This window comes from Faecalibacterium sp. Marseille-Q4896 (assembly GCF_017377615.1).
In the GTDB taxonomy this organism is placed as follows: Bacteria; Bacillota; Clostridia; order Oscillospirales; family Ruminococcaceae; genus Faecalibacterium; species Faecalibacterium taiwanense.
This window is the reverse complement of record NZ_JAFREG010000003.1, coordinates 282,478-298,625: the sequence shown is the minus strand read 5'-3', so window position 1 is coordinate 298,625 and position 16,148 is coordinate 282,478. Positions and strand designations below refer to the sequence as shown.

General features: G+C 57.7%; 17 protein-coding genes, 1 pseudogene and 1 other annotated feature. Of the genes and pseudogenes, 10 read left to right on the top strand and 8 right to left on the bottom strand.

Annotation, left to right across the window (positions count from 1 at the left end; translation table 11 throughout):
- The first annotated feature begins 418 nt into the window (after positions 1–418).
- Together J3348_RS07645 and J3348_RS07640 are read left to right on the top strand one after the other, a co-directional pair.
- Positions 419–1,363 (top strand): ABC transporter permease, encoded by a 945-nt coding sequence (locus J3348_RS07645; RefSeq protein ID WP_005944507.1) that lies wholly within the window; start codon positions 419–421, stop codon positions 1,361–1,363.
- Between the two features lie 7 nt (positions 1,364–1,370).
- Positions 1,371–2,183: an ATP-binding cassette domain-containing protein gene (locus tag J3348_RS07640; RefSeq protein ID WP_347565375.1), complete on the top strand. Its 813-nt coding sequence runs from the start codon at positions 1,371–1,373 to the stop codon at positions 2,181–2,183.
- A gap of 146 nt (positions 2,184–2,329) precedes the next feature.
- Here the strand turns inward: J3348_RS07640 and J3348_RS07635 are convergent, their stop codons facing one another.
- From J3348_RS07635 to J3348_RS07600, 8 genes are all read right to left on the bottom strand, one after another.
- A complete protein-coding gene (locus tag J3348_RS07635) occupies positions 2,330–2,563 on the bottom strand; it encodes a hypothetical protein (RefSeq protein ID WP_005944505.1) in 234 nt (77 codons plus the stop codon).
- 88 nt (positions 2,564–2,651) lie between these two features.
- A complete protein-coding gene (locus J3348_RS07630) occupies positions 2,652–3,467 on the bottom strand; it encodes a TatD family hydrolase (RefSeq protein WP_207698688.1) in 816 nt (271 codons plus the stop codon).
- Complete coding sequence (locus tag J3348_RS07625) at positions 3,464–4,426, bottom strand: EamA family transporter (protein ID WP_207698687.1); 963 nt, start codon at positions 4,424–4,426, stop codon at positions 3,464–3,466. Before J3348_RS07625 ends, J3348_RS07630 begins: the two co-directional genes overlap by 4 nt.
- Positions 4,427–4,432: 6 nt before the next feature.
- A complete protein-coding gene (metG, locus tag J3348_RS07620; RefSeq protein WP_154259075.1) occupies positions 4,433–6,430 on the bottom strand; it encodes a methionine--tRNA ligase in 1,998 nt (665 codons plus the stop codon).
- 69 nt (positions 6,431–6,499) lie between these two features.
- Positions 6,500–6,741, bottom strand: a binding site (T-box leader).
- 45 nt (positions 6,742–6,786) lie between these two features.
- Positions 6,787–7,089 carry a Dabb family protein gene (locus J3348_RS07615; protein ID WP_207698686.1) on the bottom strand — a complete coding sequence of 101 codons (303 nt, stop codon included), beginning with the start codon at positions 7,087–7,089 and terminating at the stop codon, positions 6,787–6,789.
- A 76-nt stretch (positions 7,090–7,165) separates the two neighbouring features.
- A complete protein-coding gene (locus J3348_RS07610) occupies positions 7,166–7,387 on the bottom strand; it encodes a hypothetical protein (protein ID WP_207698685.1) in 222 nt (73 codons plus the stop codon).
- A 9-nt stretch (positions 7,388–7,396) separates the two neighbouring features.
- Positions 7,397–7,708, bottom strand: coding sequence for a hypothetical protein (locus tag J3348_RS07605; protein ID WP_207698684.1), 312 nt, complete (start codon positions 7,706–7,708; stop codon positions 7,397–7,399).
- A gap of 19 nt (positions 7,709–7,727) precedes the next feature.
- Entirely contained in the window at positions 7,728–8,045 is a 318-nt protein-coding gene (locus J3348_RS07600) for a hypothetical protein (RefSeq protein ID WP_207698683.1), read from the bottom strand.
- A gap of 1,164 nt (positions 8,046–9,209) precedes the next feature.
- On the opposite strand from J3348_RS07600, the gene J3348_RS07595 reads away from it, so the two are divergent.
- From J3348_RS07595 to atpC, 8 genes and pseudogenes are all read left to right on the top strand, one after another.
- Positions 9,210–9,674: a hypothetical protein gene (locus J3348_RS07595; protein ID WP_005944492.1), complete on the top strand. Its 465-nt coding sequence runs from the start codon at positions 9,210–9,212 to the stop codon at positions 9,672–9,674.
- A 504-nt stretch (positions 9,675–10,178) separates the two neighbouring features.
- A complete protein-coding gene (locus J3348_RS07590) occupies positions 10,179–10,862 on the top strand; it encodes a F0F1 ATP synthase subunit A (RefSeq protein WP_180806657.1) in 684 nt (227 codons plus the stop codon).
- 39 nt (positions 10,863–10,901) lie between these two features.
- A pseudogene (gene atpE, locus J3348_RS07585) lies at positions 10,902–11,128 on the top strand (ATP synthase F0 subunit C).
- 15 nt (positions 11,129–11,143) lie between these two features.
- Positions 11,144–11,635: an ATP synthase F0 subunit B gene (locus J3348_RS07580; RefSeq protein ID WP_005944489.1), complete on the top strand. Its 492-nt coding sequence runs from the start codon at positions 11,144–11,146 to the stop codon at positions 11,633–11,635.
- Positions 11,625–13,379 carry a F0F1 ATP synthase subunit alpha gene (atpA, locus tag J3348_RS07575; RefSeq protein WP_005944488.1) on the top strand — a complete coding sequence of 585 codons (1,755 nt, stop codon included), beginning with the start codon at positions 11,625–11,627 and terminating at the stop codon, positions 13,377–13,379. The genes J3348_RS07580 and atpA overlap by 11 nt, the downstream gene beginning before the upstream one ends.
- Positions 13,366–14,247: an ATP synthase F1 subunit gamma gene (gene atpG, locus J3348_RS07570; protein WP_097781573.1), complete on the top strand. Its 882-nt coding sequence runs from the start codon at positions 13,366–13,368 to the stop codon at positions 14,245–14,247. Before atpA ends, atpG begins: the two co-directional genes overlap by 14 nt.
- Positions 14,248–14,280: 33 nt before the next feature.
- Complete coding sequence (gene atpD / locus J3348_RS07565; protein WP_097775203.1) at positions 14,281–15,693, top strand: F0F1 ATP synthase subunit beta; 1,413 nt, start codon at positions 14,281–14,283, stop codon at positions 15,691–15,693.
- Positions 15,693–16,100, top strand: coding sequence for an ATP synthase F1 subunit epsilon (gene atpC, locus J3348_RS07560; RefSeq protein ID WP_154259085.1), 408 nt, complete (start codon positions 15,693–15,695; stop codon positions 16,098–16,100). Before atpD ends, atpC begins: the two co-directional genes overlap by 1 nt.
- Positions 16,101–16,148 lie beyond the last annotated feature (48 nt).

The following is a 16,148-nucleotide window of genomic DNA, read 5'->3' as shown; positions in this document are numbered from 1 at the left end:
CCAGCTCCCCCGAAGGGGGGAGCTTTTGGCGGTTCTGAGGAAGTGTTTTGCTGCCCACAGTGCACCGCATCACAAGAAGCTAAATTAAATAAGTCCGGTATCTTCGTGGTTAGCAGGCTCGCCCTCTCAGTCAAATCCTACGGATTTGCCAGCTCCCCCAAAGTGGGAGCCTTTGGCAGTCCACGTAAAGTTCATCTTTCTGCCAAGGCCTCTCCCTTTGGGAGAGGTGTCACCGTAGGTGACGGAGAGGGCGAGCCTGCTTTCCGTCACGACCCTTCCCGTGAAAATGGAATACCGGAGCGTCCGCAGACGCTCCGGTATTCCGAAATAAAAACTGATTCCTTAAATTATGGCCAGAGCAAAAGCGGAGGCCATTTTAAATCGTCCAATCAAAAAGAAACATAAAAGGAGCACACACATGCTGGCGAGTATCTTTTCGCTCAACGTCCTACAGACGGCGCTGGAACTGGGCTGTATCTATGCCCTGGTGGCGCTGGCACTGTTCCTGAGCTATTCCATCCTGAACATCGCAGACCTTTCCACTGACGGCTGCTTCACGCTGGGCTGCGCCGTGGCCTGTCAGGTAGCACTGACCGGCCACCCCATTCTGGCCCTGTTCGCAGCCATGGCGGCAGGTGTGTGCTCCGGCTTTGTTACGGCTTTTCTGCAGACCCGCCTTGGGGTGGAGAGCATCATGGCAGGCATCATCGTCAACACCGGCCTTTACACCATCAATCTGGCCGTGATGGGCTTTTCCTCCACCATGTCGCTGGTCAAGACCGACACTGTTTTCTCGCTGGCAAAGGGCTCACTGAGCTTCCTTGGCGGCTGGTATAAGCTGGCCATCGCGCTGGCCATGATCCTGCTTGCCGGTGCGGCGATGCTGGGCTTTCTGGGCACCCGGCTAGGCCTGTCCATCCGCGCCACCGGTGACAACGCTGCCATGGTGCGTGCTTCCAGCATTAACCCGGCTTTCACCATCACGGTGGGCCTGTGCATTTCCGGCGCATTGTGCGCCCTCTCCGGCGGCCTGCTGGCACAGTATCAGAAGAGCTGCGATATCAATGTGGGCACCGGCATGGTGACCATCGCACTGGCTTCCCTCATCATCGGCGAGACTCTGCTTGGTAAGCGCACCATGCTGCGCCGGATCATCGGCGTGGTGTTCGGCAGCTGCCTGTACCGTTTTATCGTGGCTGTGGCCCTGCGCTTCAATGTGCCTGCCGCCGCCATGAAGCTGGTGTCCGCCATCATCGTGGCCATCGCCATTTCGATGCCGGCCATCAAGGAAAAAATCGCCTTTGAGCAGCGCAAGCATGGGGCCTGCCGCCGCCGCGTGACCACCGGCAAGGAGGGAAAGTAAGATGGAAATGCTTCAGCTGAACGATCTGCACAAGACTTTCAACCCCGGCACGGTCAATGAAAAAGTGGCCCTGAACGGTGTCAGCCTGCACATGGAAGCCGGGGACTTTGCCACCATCGTGGGCTCCAACGGCGCGGGCAAATCCACCCTGTTCAACGCCATCACCGGCGGCTTCATCGCGGATGAGGGCAGCATCCTGCTGGGCGGACAGGATATCACCTTTGCGCCGGAGCACCAGCGCAGCAAGGTCATCGGCCACCTGTTTCAGGACCCGCTCAAGGGCACGGCACCCAACATGACCATTGAGGAAAACCTTGCACTGGCCTATCTGCGTGCCGGCACCGCGCCCCACGCCATCTTCTCCCGCATCTCCCGCAAGGACAAGGAAGTGTTCCGCGAAAAGCTGGCGCTGCTGGATATGGGCCTTGAGGACCGCATGAAGCAGCCGGTGGGACTGCTTTCCGGCGGCCAGCGGCAGGCGCTGACCCTGCTCATGGCCACCCTCGTCACCCCCAAGCTGCTGCTGCTGGACGAGCACACCGCAGCGCTGGACCCCGCCACCGCCGAAAAGGTACTGGAGCTGACCAAGAGCATCGTGGCTGAAAAGAAGATCACCTGCCTGATGGTCACCCACAACATGCATCAGGCACTGGAGCTGGGCAACCGCACCCTGATGATGGATTCCGGCCGCATCGTCTTTGACGTGAAGGGCGAGAAACGCAGCCGGATGACTGTGGACGACCTGCTTGAAAAGTTCCGCGAGAACGCAGGCAAGAATCTGGACAACGACCGCATCCTGCTGAGTAAAGTGGAAAAGTGACCCGGACAGAAAAGCACAGCCCCGACAGACCATGCAGTCTGCCGGGGCTGTATTTTTGCGGGGAAGCGCACCGTAGGGAAAAGCGGTTCCCCAAACAGCAAATCCCCCCTGCGCAGATGCACAGAGGGGATTTTAAATATCAGAAATTACTGAACGTATTCAACTGTGTACTCGAAGCCGTACTCTTCCTGCAGCTTCTTCACCTCGGCCTCGCAGTCCTCGATGAAGGTGGGGGCGTAGACAGAAGCGCCATTGTGGGCCTTCTTGTAGTCCTCAACGATCTGCTGCAGCTTTGCCCAGCCCTCGTTGGCCTTGTTCTGGTCGATGCTGTCGGGGAAGTTGATGATGAACTCGCGGTGCTTAGGAATACGTGCTTTCATGGTAGGTTCTCCTTATAACAGTTTGGATTTTGATTGTTGATTTATACAGAAGCACAGAGAAAAACCTGTGCAACTTGCGAAAAACGGATCACAGCCCGTATACCCGGCGGGCATTTTCGGCTGTGGTGCGGAACACCTCTTCGGCAGAGAGGCCCCGCAGCTGGGCGATATACTCGCCCACATAGCGGATGAGGGAGCTGTCACAGCGGGTGCCGCGCACCGGCTCCGGTGCCATGTAGGGGCAGTCGGTCTCTAGTACGATGCTTTCCAGCGGCAGGGCGCTGATGGCTTTTGCCGCCCGCTTGGCACCCTTGAAGGTGCACGCCCCGCCAAAACCGATGAACAGTCCCTGCTTTGCCAGCCACACTGCATCGTCGGCACTGCCGGAATAGCAGTGGACGATGCCCTTGGGCTGGTATTTTTTGAGCAGGGCGTAAACGTCGGCGTGGGCGTTGCGGTCGTGCACGATGATGGGCTTGTCCAGTTCCAGCGCCAGCCGGATGTGTGCCTCAAACATGGCCAGCTGGGCATCCTTGGGCACAGGCCAGTGGTAGTCCAGCCCGCACTCCCCCACAGCTACCACCTTGGGGTCCTCGTAATACGGGGCCAGAGCGCGCATCTCTGCGGCCCAGTCCCCGCCGTACACCGAGACCGTAGGAGCCGGGCCTTCCTCGCCGCAGTCGGCGGCGGGCAGCAGGCTTTCCGGATGGATGCCAACAGCTGCCACCACCCACGGGTAGCGGTGCGCCAGCTCCATCACCCGGGGTGCATCCCCGGAGTGGGTGGCCTGTTCACACACGCCCACCACGCCTTTGCCGGGCAGGCTGCCCAGCAGGAAATCGCGGTCTGCGTCAAAAGCGCGGGCACTGTAGTGCGCGTGGGTGTCAAAAATGGGGCCGGTCATTTGCCCTCCTTTTTGGCGGGGGCCTTGTTCACCAGCCAGATGCCCACACACACGAACACCAGAGCCGCCAGATACTGCCAGCGGAACAGGGGTTCGCCGTTGAGCACGGCGCTCAGCAGTACGTTGACCACCGGGTTCACGAAGCCAAAGATGGCAATGCGGCTGACCGGGTTGTTCTTCATCAGCAGGGCCCACAGCACATAGCCTGCCCCGCAGATGAAGGCCAGATACAGCATGACCACCACCGCCAGTGCGCTCTGCACATGGAGACTGCCGCCCAGCACAGTGCCCAGCACGAACAGTGCCAGACCGCCCACGAACAGGTTGATGAAGCAGACGGCAAAGCTGTCTGCTTTTTTGGTCACGGATTTGTTCCACGGGCCGGACAGGGTAAAGATGATGGTAGCGGCCATCATGCAGAACACGCCCCAGCCGCTGCCGCTGCCGTGGTTTCCCAGCGTGCCGATGAGCACGCCTGCAAAGCCGATGACACAGCCCAGCGTTTTGGCAGGGGTCATGCGGTCGGCGTTGCCGTAGATGAAATGGGCAAAGATCACGCCCAGAAAGCTCTGGGTGCTGTTCAGGATGCCGCCAAAGGCACCCGTGAGCATGGCAACAGCGATGTAATAGAATGCGTACTGGATCGTGGTCTGCCACAGGCCCAGAGCACAGCACTCCGCTGCCACTTTGCCGTGGGGAAACTTGGGCAGGCGGCTCTGCAACAGAACACTGCCCAGAAGCACCAGAAAGCTGCCCAGCATGAACCGCACACCGGCAAAGCAGAAGATGGAGGCGGTGTTGCTGGTCTCAATGGAGAACAGCCGGTAGCCCAGCTTGATGAAGGGGAAGGCCGAGCCCCACAGCACATTGCAGAAGATGGCCAGCAGCACGGCGAACACCGGCGTGCCGAAGATCTTATCCAGCCATTCCGCGCGGGAAAGCGTTTTGTTTTCCTGCATGGCGGCTCAGTGGATGCGGCTGCCTACGGGGGTGTCGTCGCCGTAGAAAGCGATGGAGCAGCCGCCGTCGGCGGTATCAGCAGCAAAGATCATGCCCTCGCTGACATACTTGCCCTTCATCATGGGGCGAGGTGCCAGATTGCACACAATGCCGATCTTCTTACCGATCAGGTCTTCCGGCTTGAACCACTTTGCAATGCCGGAAAGGATGCAGCGCTCCCGCTCGCCGTCAAACACGGTCAGGTGCAGCAGCTTCTTGCTTTCCTTCAGGTTCTCGCAGGCGCGCACTTCGGCCACGCGCAGTTCCACCTTGCAGAAGGTGTCAAAGTCGATCTCTTCCTCGTGGGTAAAGTCCACGGTGCTCTCCTCGGCGGGGGCGGCAGCCTTCTTCTCAGCTTCAGCCTTGGCCTTGTTGGCAGCTTCGGCAGCGGCCTTGCGCTTCTCGTCCTCTTCCTTCAGGTGGGCAATTTCCTTTGCCACATCGATGCGGGGGAACAGTGCCTCGCCCTTGTGCACAGTGTAGGTCTCCTGTACGCCGTAGGTGGTCTTGGTCAGGTCCAGAGCAGATGCGTCCAGACCCAGCTGTTCCATCATCTTGGGTGCGGTGGTGGGCAGGTATGCGTTCAGCAGGATGCCGCACACGCGCAGTGCCTCGCACAGGTGGTACAGAACGCTCTCCAGACGGGCCTTGTTGGCCTCGTCCTTGGCCAGTGCCCAGGGAGCGGTCTCGTCGATGTACTTGTTGGCGCGCTGGATGACCGCAAAGATCTCCATCAGGGCCTGCGGGATGGTCAGGCTGTCCATGTCGGCCGTGACCTTGGCGGTCAGCTCGTTGACCATGGTCTCCAGCTCGGTGTCAATGGCTTCGGTACCGGCCACATTGTGCACGGTGCCGCCGAAGTACTTCTCGCACATAGCGACCGTGCGGCTGAGCAGGTTGCCCAAATCGTTCGCCAAATCGCTGTTGATGCGGGTGATCAGGGCTTCGTTGGTGAACATGCCATCGTTGCCAAAGGGAATCTCACGCAGCAGGAAGTAGCGGATGGCATCCACGCCGTAGCGGTCGCACAGGATCACGGGATCCACCACGTTGCCCACGGACTTGGACATCTTGCCGCCGTTCATCAGCAGCCAGCCGTGGCCGAACACCCGTTTGGGCAGGGGCAGATCCAGAGCCATCAGCATGGCGGGCCACAGAATGGTGTGGAAACGCAGGATCTCCTTGCCCACCATGTGAAGGTCGGCGGGCCAGAACTTGTCGTAGTCGTGATATTTTTCGTTACCGTAGCCCAGCGCGGAGATATAGTTGCTCAGGGCATCCACCCACACATACATGGTGTGCTTGGGGTCGAAGGGCACGGGGATGCCCCACTTCACGGAGGTGCGGGACACGCAGGTGTCCTGCAAGCCCTGCTTGATGAAGGCAATCATCTCGTTCTTGCGGCTCTCAGGCTGGATGAACTGGGGGTTCTCCTCGTAGAGCTTCAGCAGGCGGTCGGCATACTTGCTGGTCTTGAAGAAGTAGGCTTCCTCGTGTGCGTCGTACACTTCGCGGCCGCAGTCGGGGCACTTGCCGTCCACCAGCTGGCTGTCGGTCCAGAAGCTCTCGCAGGGCTTGCAGTAGTGGCCGATGTACTCGCCCTTGTAGATGTCGCCCTGCTCATACAGCTTGGTGAAAATTTTCTGGCAGGACTCCATGTGGTAGTCGTCGGTGGTGCGGATGAAGCGGTCGTAGCTGACGTCCAGCAGCTTCCACAGATCCTTGACAGTGGCTACGATCTTGTCCACATACTCCTTGGGGGTCACACCGGCATCGGCAGCCTTGTCCTGAATTTTCTGGCCGTGCTCATCGGTGCCGGTCAGGAACATGACGTCATAGCCCTGCATCCGCTTGAAGCGTGCCAGTGCGTCGCAGGCGACAGTGGTATAGCTGTGGCCGATGTGCAGTTTGTCGCTGGGGTAGTAGATGGGAGTGGTGATGTAGAATGTCTTGTGCTCACTCATAGGTTGATACTCTTCCTTTCCTGATTTGGCGGGGAACGAAAAAAGCCCTCATCCTGCCGGACTGAGCCGGACAAGGACGAGAGCCTGAAACTTTCGTGGTACCACCTTGCTTCGCCGCACCCTTGCGGGCGCAGCCTTTTGCCGGGCCAAAAAGCACGGCGCAGCGCGGTAACGGGCGCACCCGTCGCAGGCTCAATTTTCACCTGCGCAGCTCCGAGACCATCTTCGGCATCGCGCGGCCTGCCCGGTTCCATCCTTCGGGCTTTCTGTCAGGCGCAGACGGTGCGTACTCTTCTCTTCACAGCCAATTTACATTGTTATGTCTATAATACGCAAAAACGGTGGGTTTGTCAACATTAAATCTCGTAATCCAGACAGAACCGTGCCTTGGTGTAGGGCCGCACCTTGCCGTCGGCCACAGCCACATGGGCGGGATGGACGGAGTAGCCCTTGAGGGCCTCGGCGCTTTCAAAGGTGGTGTCCAGCATCAGGTCGGCGGTGGAAGAGGGGAGACCGTTGATGTTGACATGCACTTCCACAAGGCCCGGAATTTTGCCTGCCAGACCTTCCAGCCCCTCTTTGATGCCTGCCTTGACGGCGGCTTTTTCGGCATCGGACAGCTCGTCCTTCAGCTGCCACAGGATCACATGCTTGACCATAATAAAAAAACCTCCTGCGTTTTTTTCTCATTGTAACAGGGTGAGAAAAAATCCGCAAGAGGAAAGCTGCAAAGTATTATTGGGGTGCGAACAGCAGAACCACCAGAAGCACGGCACAGAGCACCGAAAGTCCGATGCCCTCCAGCCGGGTCAATTTGATGTACTCTTCTGTGGGCTCAGGTACCTGCGTGTACCGCCCACGGTCATGCAGGGCAATGGCATCCTCCGGCTGCAGCGCCATAAAAATGCCGAACCCGATGCCGAAAAGTGCGGCTAAGATCGCACAGATGACTTCCATAGCAACCCCTCACTTTTTGGTTTTGTCGCTCCTACTCAGGGCATAGCACAGATACGAGATCAGCAGGGCAGTGCACAACACGAGCGCTGCCACCATCAAAATGGAGTGCAGCGGCTCGACCTTTGGCAGAAAAATGTTGACCAGCAAGAACGCGCCGCCGATGGTCGAAGCAATGCCGTAAAACTTGCGGAAGTGTTTCTTTTCGTCCTCGGTGCTCCATCCGGTGCCGGTGCCATTGTACAGATCCCGGATGCCGCGGTACAAAAACAGCACACCCAGCGCGGCGTTCAGCCAATCCCAGCCCGAAAGATTCAAATTCATAGTGGCTCCTTTCCGGCTGTCAATCCGCACTATGGTTCCAGCTTTCGTAAGCGACAAGATAAAGAAGGTCTCCCACAATGGCGATGCCGAAGATGATACGGTAGAGCAGCGATGTAACAGGTGTGAAGGCTAAGATCAGAAAGGCGATGCTGTTGAGCATGTAAAACACGCCGTTCTTTTTCTGCCAGAAGGCGCGGTACTCCGGGTCACGATTATACTGGTTGAACGGCAGATTGATGAACGGGTCTTTGCCTTGAAGATCCCGAATGCCGGAGATGAACCAGATAACGGTCAGCACAAGGTTGAACAGAGTGGAAACCGAAACGAACGACTCCATGAAATGAACCTCCCATCTTTTTCCACAGTATACCACAGAAAAGTGCAAAAACACAAGGACGGTATTCAACCGCGCAGCATAAAATTTGCACAAATCGGGCGTTGACTGTTGGTGAAAACAGCACAAAATAAAACCAGCCGGACGAGGCGGTTGCAAGCCCTCGTCCGGCTGGATACTTACTTCTTCGGAGTCATAAGCCTCTTCTCCTTGTGGTTCCTCATTTTCGGAGTAAACGTTTCATAGGGTGACTCTCCTTAGAAACTACTGGAAACTGAGAATCTATTTCAAGGGGACTGATTACTTAGTACATTGGATTGACCCTTCTCTTAACTGATGGAGTGCGGCACCGAGATTCGGAAGATGAATTTCATATTACCACATTCTTTCGAGTTAGATTCGCCAGGGGCAAACTACTTAGTACATTGGTAGAACTCCTTTTTTGCTATTCAAATAATGTTCTCCGTACAAAAGATACCTTCATAGGAATCATCTCCGGCGGATCTATTTGAATCGCTGGGGGTTAAGTTTATCGACAGGTTGTCGTGTAATCGCATTTTTGATGCTCAAGACTGGCTCATTTTTGTTGTGTTTTTATACGGGGGAAACATCCCGTCTGTGGTGAGCCTCTATTTTGCTTCTCAGCGAATCCCGACAGCCTGTCCCTGCTGTGCGGGTTCCATATCGACCATCGGTCTCGCTCCTTTCTGCTTCAAGTCAGCGGGATTAGCTCTCTCTTGAGCTTCTGCTGTACTTCTCTGGTTTCTGGCTTTATTATACATATTCCTGATTGATTTGTCTATTCGCAGAGTGCACAAGGATATAAATATAAAATTGTGCAGTTCTTGAAAAACAGCAGATGGAACGTGCAAAATGCCGCTTTCTGTGCGGTGTGCCCGGGCAATCGGGCCCTTTGGGGAGGAACTCTGTGCCCTGCAGGGAGGGCTGACGAGGAAGTCAACAGCAAAGCTGCCCAGAAGTTCCGGGCCGTTTGTGGAGGATTTTGCGCAAAACGGGAGAAAGTGTCCACAGGGTATTATGCGTCAGATCGATTTGTGCTAAAATAGCGTCAATGAATGGTAGTCGCCGCCGCCCCGCGAGATGAAAGTTTCGCGGGGCGGCTTTTTTGCGGCAAAAATTTAGACACAAAAGAAACGGAGAATCAAAATGTCTAAAACTTTACCGGAACGTATCTTCTTTACCATTGTCATGGCTGCAATTATGGTCTATGGCATGATCGTTTACAATGTGGCGCTGAACACAGGCGGTGTCACCAATGCCAACTTTGTTATGGCTCTGCACGAGATGCCGATCATGGTTCCCATTGCCTGCGTGCTGGAATTTTTCGTGGTGGAGAAACTGGCCACCGGATTGGCGTTTATGTTCATGCGGCCCACAGATCGTCCGCAGTTCATCACCTATGCCATCTCGCTGATGATCGTGTGCATCATGTGCCCGGTGATGAGCCTGATCGCAACGGTGCTGTTTAAAGAACCCGGCTTTGGCACTTGGGTGCATACATGGGGCTGCAATATGCCCATGGCCCTGTGCTGGCAGATGCTGTACTGCGGGCCGCTTGCCCGTGCCATCTTCCGGCTGGTGTTCCGCCGCGGCGCAAAACAGGCGGACTGACAGATTTTAGATATGCAGTTATAATAAATATGTATAGGAGCGGGTGTAATACCGGACGAGACGCCTATACGAATTTTATATATCGGGCATATAAAGTATGTACAATGGGGCATTTTTGATGGAAATATTCCCCGGAATGCCCTGAAAAAGCCATTGAAACCTAAGAATTGGCTAAGAAATTTGTGGAAAAAGTACATGTGAAGAACGTTTTATTGGACAAGATGCACAACTTTTTTTGTATATCAATGCAGTAGAACCACCTAAAATGTAGAATGTGCACAAAGCCACTTGCCAATTTTCGTCAATCGTACTATCATACACAACGAAAAAAGACGAAGTGACCCGTGCAGGAGGGAGGGTGTGACCGGACAGAGCCGAACACCTTCCTTACTTTTTTCACAAAGCTGCGCCTTTTCTTCGAGCGATAAGAAGGACGCTGCGCCGCCGGGGCGGTGCGGCGGTCTTACCCCCGGAACCCTATTCTTCAGGAAGGAGGAAAAACAATTGAATAATCTGACCAAAGCATTGATGGAAGAGCTGACCGTCGAATACGTCAAGGTCGGCCCGCTGCAGATCCCGGAATCCGTGGTCATCAGCTGGGTGATCCTGGCCATCGTTACCATCGGCTCGATCCTGCTTACCAGAAACCTGAAGGTGGACCACATCAGCAAGCGTCAGGCCGTGCTGGAAATGGCCTACCTCGCAGGCACCAATTTCTTTGAAGGTCTGCTGGGCGAAAAGGGCAGGCGCTATGTGCCTTACCTGATGACCGTGGCCATCTACATCGCCTTCAGCAACCTGATTGGCGTGTTCGGTGTCAAGCCCCCCACGAAGGATCTGGACGTGACCGCAGCGCTGGCGCTGATGAGCATCATCCTGATCGAGGGTGCAGGCATCCGTGCACGCGGCGGCGTGGGCTTCCTCAAGAGTCTGTCTGCCCCCACTCCGGTCATGACCCCTATGAACATCCTCGAGATCGCCATCCGCCCCACCAGCCTGTGCATGCGACTGTTCGGCAACGTGCTGGGTGCATTCGTCATCATGGAGCTGATCAAGCTCGTGGTGCCTGTGTTCGTCCCGGCGGTGTTCAGCCTGTATTTTGACCTGTTCGATGGTCTGATCCAGACCTACGTGTTCGTGTTCCTGACTTCACTGTTCATGAAAGAGACCATGGGCGGAGAAGACTGATCCATTGATATTTACTGAATTTAAAAGGAGATTATTACTATGAATGGTTTGATTGCTCTGGGCGCTGGCATTGCAGCGCTGACCGGCATTGGCGGCGGTATCGGCATCGGCATCGCAACGGGAAGGCAACGGAGGCAATCTCCCGTCAGCCCGAGGCATCCGGCAAGATCCAGACCAACCTGCTGCTGGGCGCTGCTCTGGCAGAAGGTACTGCAATTTTCGGCTTCGTCGTTGCACTGCTGATCATCCTGTTCCTGGGTCAGTAACGGAGGCGCAGACGAATGCTGAAGTTGGATATTAACCTGCTGTGGACCGTCGTGAACGTCCTCGTCATGTATGCGGTGCTGCGCAAGTTCCTGTTCAAGCCTGTTCAGGACGTGATCGCAAAGCGCCAGCAGATGGTGGACGCAAACCTGGCCGATGCGGAGACCTCCAAGAAGGAAGCCGCAGAGACCATGAACGCCGCACAGGAAAAACTGCGCAATGTGGACAATGAGGCCGCTGCCCGCCGCGAAGCCTACGAAAAGCAGGCTGAGGTCGAAAAGCAGCAGCTGCTGGCAGATGCCCGCAAGCAGGCAGACGCCATCGTGGCCGCCGGCAAGGCGAGCGCCGAGGCCGAACGCCAGAGCAAGCTGCGGGAAGCCGATGCCCAGACCACGGCACTGGCCCGTGCGATGTGCGAGAAGCTGCTGGCCCGCAATCTGACCGCCCAGGACGACGCACGTCTGCTGGACGATCTGCTGGAGAAAGCAGGTGCAGGCAATGGCAACTGAATTCAGTCGTGAATTTTTTGCGGACAACCGCATCGTCAAGGCCGAGCTGCGCAGCGCCCGCAAGCCCCGGGAAGAGGAGCTGAACCGGATCCGCGCCGAGGTACGCAAGCTGTATGATGCCACCGAGGTCATCCTGAACGTGACGGTGGACGAGAGCCTGCTGTCCGGCTATGTCCTGCAGGTGGGCGACCGCGTGTTCGATAACTCCGGCCGTCATCAGCTGGACAAGATGATGGAGGGTAAGCCCTCGCTGGCTACCCTCAAGACCCGCATTGAGGACTACAAGCCCGCCGAGACCTCTGCCGAGGGCGGTGTGGTCATCTCCTCTGCCGACGGCATCGTGCACGTCGAGGGCATGAACCGCGCCGTGTACGGCGAGATCGTCACCTTCGACAACGGTGCCAAGGGTATGGTGGAGAGCGTGGACCCCGAACAGCTGGGCATCATGCTGTTCGACGGAGCTGAGACCGTCGGTGTGGGCACCATGGTGACCCGCAGCGGCAAGCGTGCCGGCATCCCGGTGGGCGATGCCTTCCTGGGCCGTGTCATCAGCCCGCTGGGCGAGCCCATCGATGGCAAGGGCCCCATTGAAGCTGTGGGCTACAACCCCATCGAAAAGCAGGCCCCCGGCATTCTGGAACGTCAGAGCGTGGATACCCCGCTCCACACCGGCATCCTCGCCATCGATTCCATGTTCCCCATCGGCCGCGGCCAGCGTGAGCTGATCATCGGCGACCGCCAGACCGGCAAGACCTCCATCGCCACGGACGCCATCCTGAACCAGAAAAACACCGGTGTGCTGTGCATTTATGTGGCCATCGGCCAGAAGGCTTCTTCCATTGCCCGCGTGGCAGGCGATCTGCAGAAGCACGGTGCCATGAGCTACACCACCATCGTGGCGGCTACTGCTTCGGATTCCGCTCCCCTGCAGTACATCGCACCCTATGCCGGCACCGCACTGGCCGAGTACTTCATGAGTCAGGGCAAGAGCGTGCTGATCGTTTACGACGATCTGTCCAAGCATGCAGTGGCCTACCGTGCCATTTCTCTGCTGCTGCGCCGCTCTCCGGGCCGTGAGGCTTACCCCGGCGATGTGTTCTATCTGCACTCCCGTCTGCTGGAGCGCTCCTGCCGGATGCGCGACGATCTGGGCGGCGGTTCCATCACCGCACTGCCTATCGTAGAGACGCAGGCAGGCGACGTTTCGGCCTACATCCCCACCAATGTCATTTCCATCACCGATGGTCAGATCTTCCTCGAGAGCGCCCTGTTCAATGCAGGCAACCGCCCGGCCGTCAATGTGGGTCTGTCGGTGTCCCGTGTGGGCGGCGCTGCCCAGACCAAGGCCATGAAAAAGGCCAACGCCAACCTGCGTATCGAGCTGGCACAGTACAAGGATATGGAGTCCTTTGCACAGTTCAGCTCGGATCTGGACGCGGAGACCCGCCGCCAGCTGGATCACGGCAAGGCTCTGATGGAAATGCTCAAGCAGCCGCTGTATCAGCCCAAGTCCGACGCCGAGCAGGTGGTCACGCTGGTGCTGGCTTCCCACGGCGTGCTGGACGAACTGCCCACTGCCGAGCTGCGCGCCAAAACTTCCGCATTTGTGCGTCAGTTCCGCGCGGATGTGTCCGGTACGATGGATAAGATCACCGCCACCGGCAAGCTGGAACCTGAAATGGTCGATGCCATCCTGAACGCCTGGAAAGCTTATGCGGGAGGCGACAGCCATGCCGTCCAGTAAGCTGCTGAAGGAGCGCATCGAGAGCATTCAGGACACCATGAAGATCACGAACGCCATGTACCTGATCTCCTCGTCCAAGCTGCGCAAGGCACGTAAGAACTACCAGAATGTATCGCCCTACTTCAACCGTATGCGCGATACCATTTCCCGCGTGGTGCCCCACCTGCCGGAAGAGCCGGTGCATCCGTTCTTCCACGAGCGTAATATCGCAAACCCCAAGCGGGCCTACATTGTGCTGACGGCAGATAAGGGCATGGCAGGCGCTTACAACCAGAACATCATCAAGTTCCTCAAGGAAAATGCGGATGAGAACGACCGGTTCTATGTGATCGGCCAGACCGGCTACCGCGCCCTGTACCACAAGGACCCGCGGCTGGTGGAGGATTTCCACTACGGTGCCACGGAGCCTACGCTGCAGCGTGCCCGCGATATCACGATGGACGCCATCGATGATTTCAAGACCGGCAAGCTGGATGAGATCTATCTCATCTATACCCGCATCGAGAATGCATTGACCAGCGAGCCCACCATGGTGCGTCTGCTGCCGCTGGACCGCGCCCATCTGCAGCCTGCCCCCAAGGGTCTGGGCGATCCGAAGGGCGATGTGGAGATGTTCCCGTCTGCATGGACGGTGTTTGAACAAATCGCGCCCATTTATATGCACGGCATGATCTTTGGTGCCATGACCGAGAGCTTCTGCGCAGAGCAGAGCGCCCGCATGACTGCCATGGATTCCGCCACCAAGAACGCCAACGATATGATCCGGGAGCTGCAACTGGAATACAACCGCACCCGTCAGGGCTCCATTACACAGGAAATCACCGAAATCATCGGCGGTGCGGCTGCCGTGCAGAACCGGGCGGAATAAAACGTATTTACAAATTAGTATAGAGGCAATCGTATGATACAGGGAACTATTATTCGCGTAGCCGGCCCTGTGGTGGACGTGCAGTTCACCGCAGGCAAGCTGCCTGCCCTGCAGGAAGCGCTTACCGTGACCGCCGAGGGCACCGAGCGCACGATGGAAGTGACACAGCATGTCAACGAGACCACTGTGCGCTGCATCATGCTTTCCGCCAGCGAGGGTCTGGGCAAGGGCATGACCGTGACCGCTACCGGCCACGGCCTGACCGCACCGGTGGGCGAAGCCACGCTGGGCCGCATGTTCGACCCGCTGGGCAGACCCATCGACGGCAAGGGCTCTGTGGATGATGTGCCGCATTGGCCCATCCACCGCAAGGCCCCCAGCTTTGCGGAGCAGAAGCCCGCGACCGAGATCCTGGAGACCGGCATCAAGGTCATCGACCTGCTGGCCCCCTATGCAAAGGGCGGCAAGATCGGTCTGTTCGGCGGTGCAGGCGTCGGCAAGACCGTGCTGATCCAGGAACTGATCCATAACGTGGCCACCGAGCACGGCGGCTACTCCATCTTCACCGGCGTCGGCGAGCGCTCCCGCGAGGGCTGCGACCTTTGGGGCGAGATGAACGAGTCCGGTGTTCTGAATAAGACCGCACTGGTCTTTGGTCAGATGAACGAGCCCCCAGGAGCACGTATGCGTGTTGCCGAGACCGGCCTGACCATGGCAGAGTACTTCCGTGAGGAGACCCACAAGGACGTGCTGCTGTTCATTGATAACATCTTCCGTTTCGTGCAGGCAGGCTCCGAGGTGTCCGCCCTGATGGGCCGTATGCCTTCTGCTGTGGGCTACCAGCCCACTCTGGCCAACGAGCTGGGCGCTCTGCAGGAGCGCATCACCTCCACCAAGGAAGGCTCCATCACCTCGGTGCAGGCCGTCTACGTCCCCGCCGACGACCTGACCGACCCGGCCCCTGCTACCACCTTTGCACATCTGGACGCCACCACCGTGCTGTCCCGTAAGATCGTGGAGCAGGGCATTTACCCGGCCGTGGACCCGCTGGCATCCACCTCCCGCATTCTGGAAGCGGATATCGTGGGCGAGGAGCACTATCGCGTGGCCCGCAAGGTGCAGTCCATTCTGCAGCGCTATCAGGAACTGCAGGACATCATCGCCATTCTGGGCATGGACGAGCTGGACGAGAACGACAAGCTCACCGTCGCCCGCGCCCGCAAGCTGCAGAAGTTCCTCTCCCAGCCCTTTGCCGTGGCCGAGAACTTTACCGGCCTGAAGGGCAAGTATGTGCCCCTGCAGGATACCGTGCGCGGCTTTGCCGCCATTGTGGACGGCGAGGCCGACGACCTGCCGGAGTGGGCGTTCTTCAACGTTGGTACGCTGGAAGATGCCCGCCAGAAGGCGGCGGAAAAGCTGGCTGAGGAAAAGGGCGGTGCCGTCTGATGAACAAGTTCATGCTGAACATCACTGCGTCCAGCGGTGAGTACTATCAGGGCGATTGCGAAGACCTTGTGCTGCCCATCAGCGATGGCGTGTACGGCATACAGGCCGGACACAGCCCGGTGCTGGTGGCCATCCACATGGGCATCCTGCACTTTGAGGTGAACGGTGAAAGCCAGGACATCCTGGTAGGCGATGGCATTGCCGAGGTGACGCCTGCCTACGTGATGGTGCTGGTGGACAGCGCCGAGCGTCCGGAGGATATCGACAAGAACCGTGCCGAGGCTGCCCGCATCCGTGCCGAGGAGCGTTTGCAGCATCAGCAGAGCATGCATGAATATTATCAGAGCAAGATCGCGCTCGACCGTGCGATGCAGCGCCTGCAGGCCGCTGCAAAGTACCGGCGCTGAGAATGAGCCGCATCTGCCAGGACCAGATCTGAAAAAAGAGCATCATTT

Coding starts and splice junctions, on each gene's coding strand:
- J3348_RS07645 (WP_005944507.1), top strand. CDS start 419: ATGCTGGCGAGTATCTTTTCGCTCAACGTCCTACAGACGGCGCTGGAA.
- J3348_RS07640 (WP_347565375.1), top strand. CDS start 1,371: ATGCTTCAGCTGAACGATCTGCACAAGACTTTCAACCCCGGCACGGTC.
- J3348_RS07635 (WP_005944505.1), bottom strand. CDS start 2,563: ATGAAAGCACGTATTCCTAAGCACCGCGAGTTCATCATCAACTTCCCC.
- J3348_RS07630 (WP_207698688.1), bottom strand. CDS start 3,467: ATGACCGGCCCCATTTTTGACACCCACGCGCACTACAGTGCCCGCGCT.
- J3348_RS07625 (WP_207698687.1), bottom strand. CDS start 4,426: ATGCAGGAAAACAAAACGCTTTCCCGCGCGGAATGGCTGGATAAGATC.
- metG (WP_154259075.1), bottom strand. CDS start 6,430: ATGAGTGAGCACAAGACATTCTACATCACCACTCCCATCTACTACCCC.
- J3348_RS07615 (WP_207698686.1), bottom strand. CDS start 7,089: ATGGTCAAGCATGTGATCCTGTGGCAGCTGAAGGACGAGCTGTCCGAT.
- J3348_RS07610 (WP_207698685.1), bottom strand. CDS start 7,387: ATGGAAGTCATCTGTGCGATCTTAGCCGCACTTTTCGGCATCGGGTTC.
- J3348_RS07605 (WP_207698684.1), bottom strand. CDS start 7,708: ATGAATTTGAATCTTTCGGGCTGGGATTGGCTGAACGCCGCGCTGGGT.
- J3348_RS07600 (WP_207698683.1), bottom strand. CDS start 8,045: ATGGAGTCGTTCGTTTCGGTTTCCACTCTGTTCAACCTTGTGCTGACC.
- J3348_RS07595 (WP_005944492.1), top strand. CDS start 9,210: ATGTCTAAAACTTTACCGGAACGTATCTTCTTTACCATTGTCATGGCT.
- J3348_RS07580 (WP_005944489.1), top strand. CDS start 11,144: ATGCTGAAGTTGGATATTAACCTGCTGTGGACCGTCGTGAACGTCCTC.
- atpA (WP_005944488.1), top strand. CDS start 11,625: ATGGCAACTGAATTCAGTCGTGAATTTTTTGCGGACAACCGCATCGTC.
- atpG (WP_097781573.1), top strand. CDS start 13,366: ATGCCGTCCAGTAAGCTGCTGAAGGAGCGCATCGAGAGCATTCAGGAC.
- atpD (WP_097775203.1), top strand. CDS start 14,281: ATGATACAGGGAACTATTATTCGCGTAGCCGGCCCTGTGGTGGACGTG.
- atpC (WP_154259085.1), top strand. CDS start 15,693: ATGAACAAGTTCATGCTGAACATCACTGCGTCCAGCGGTGAGTACTAT.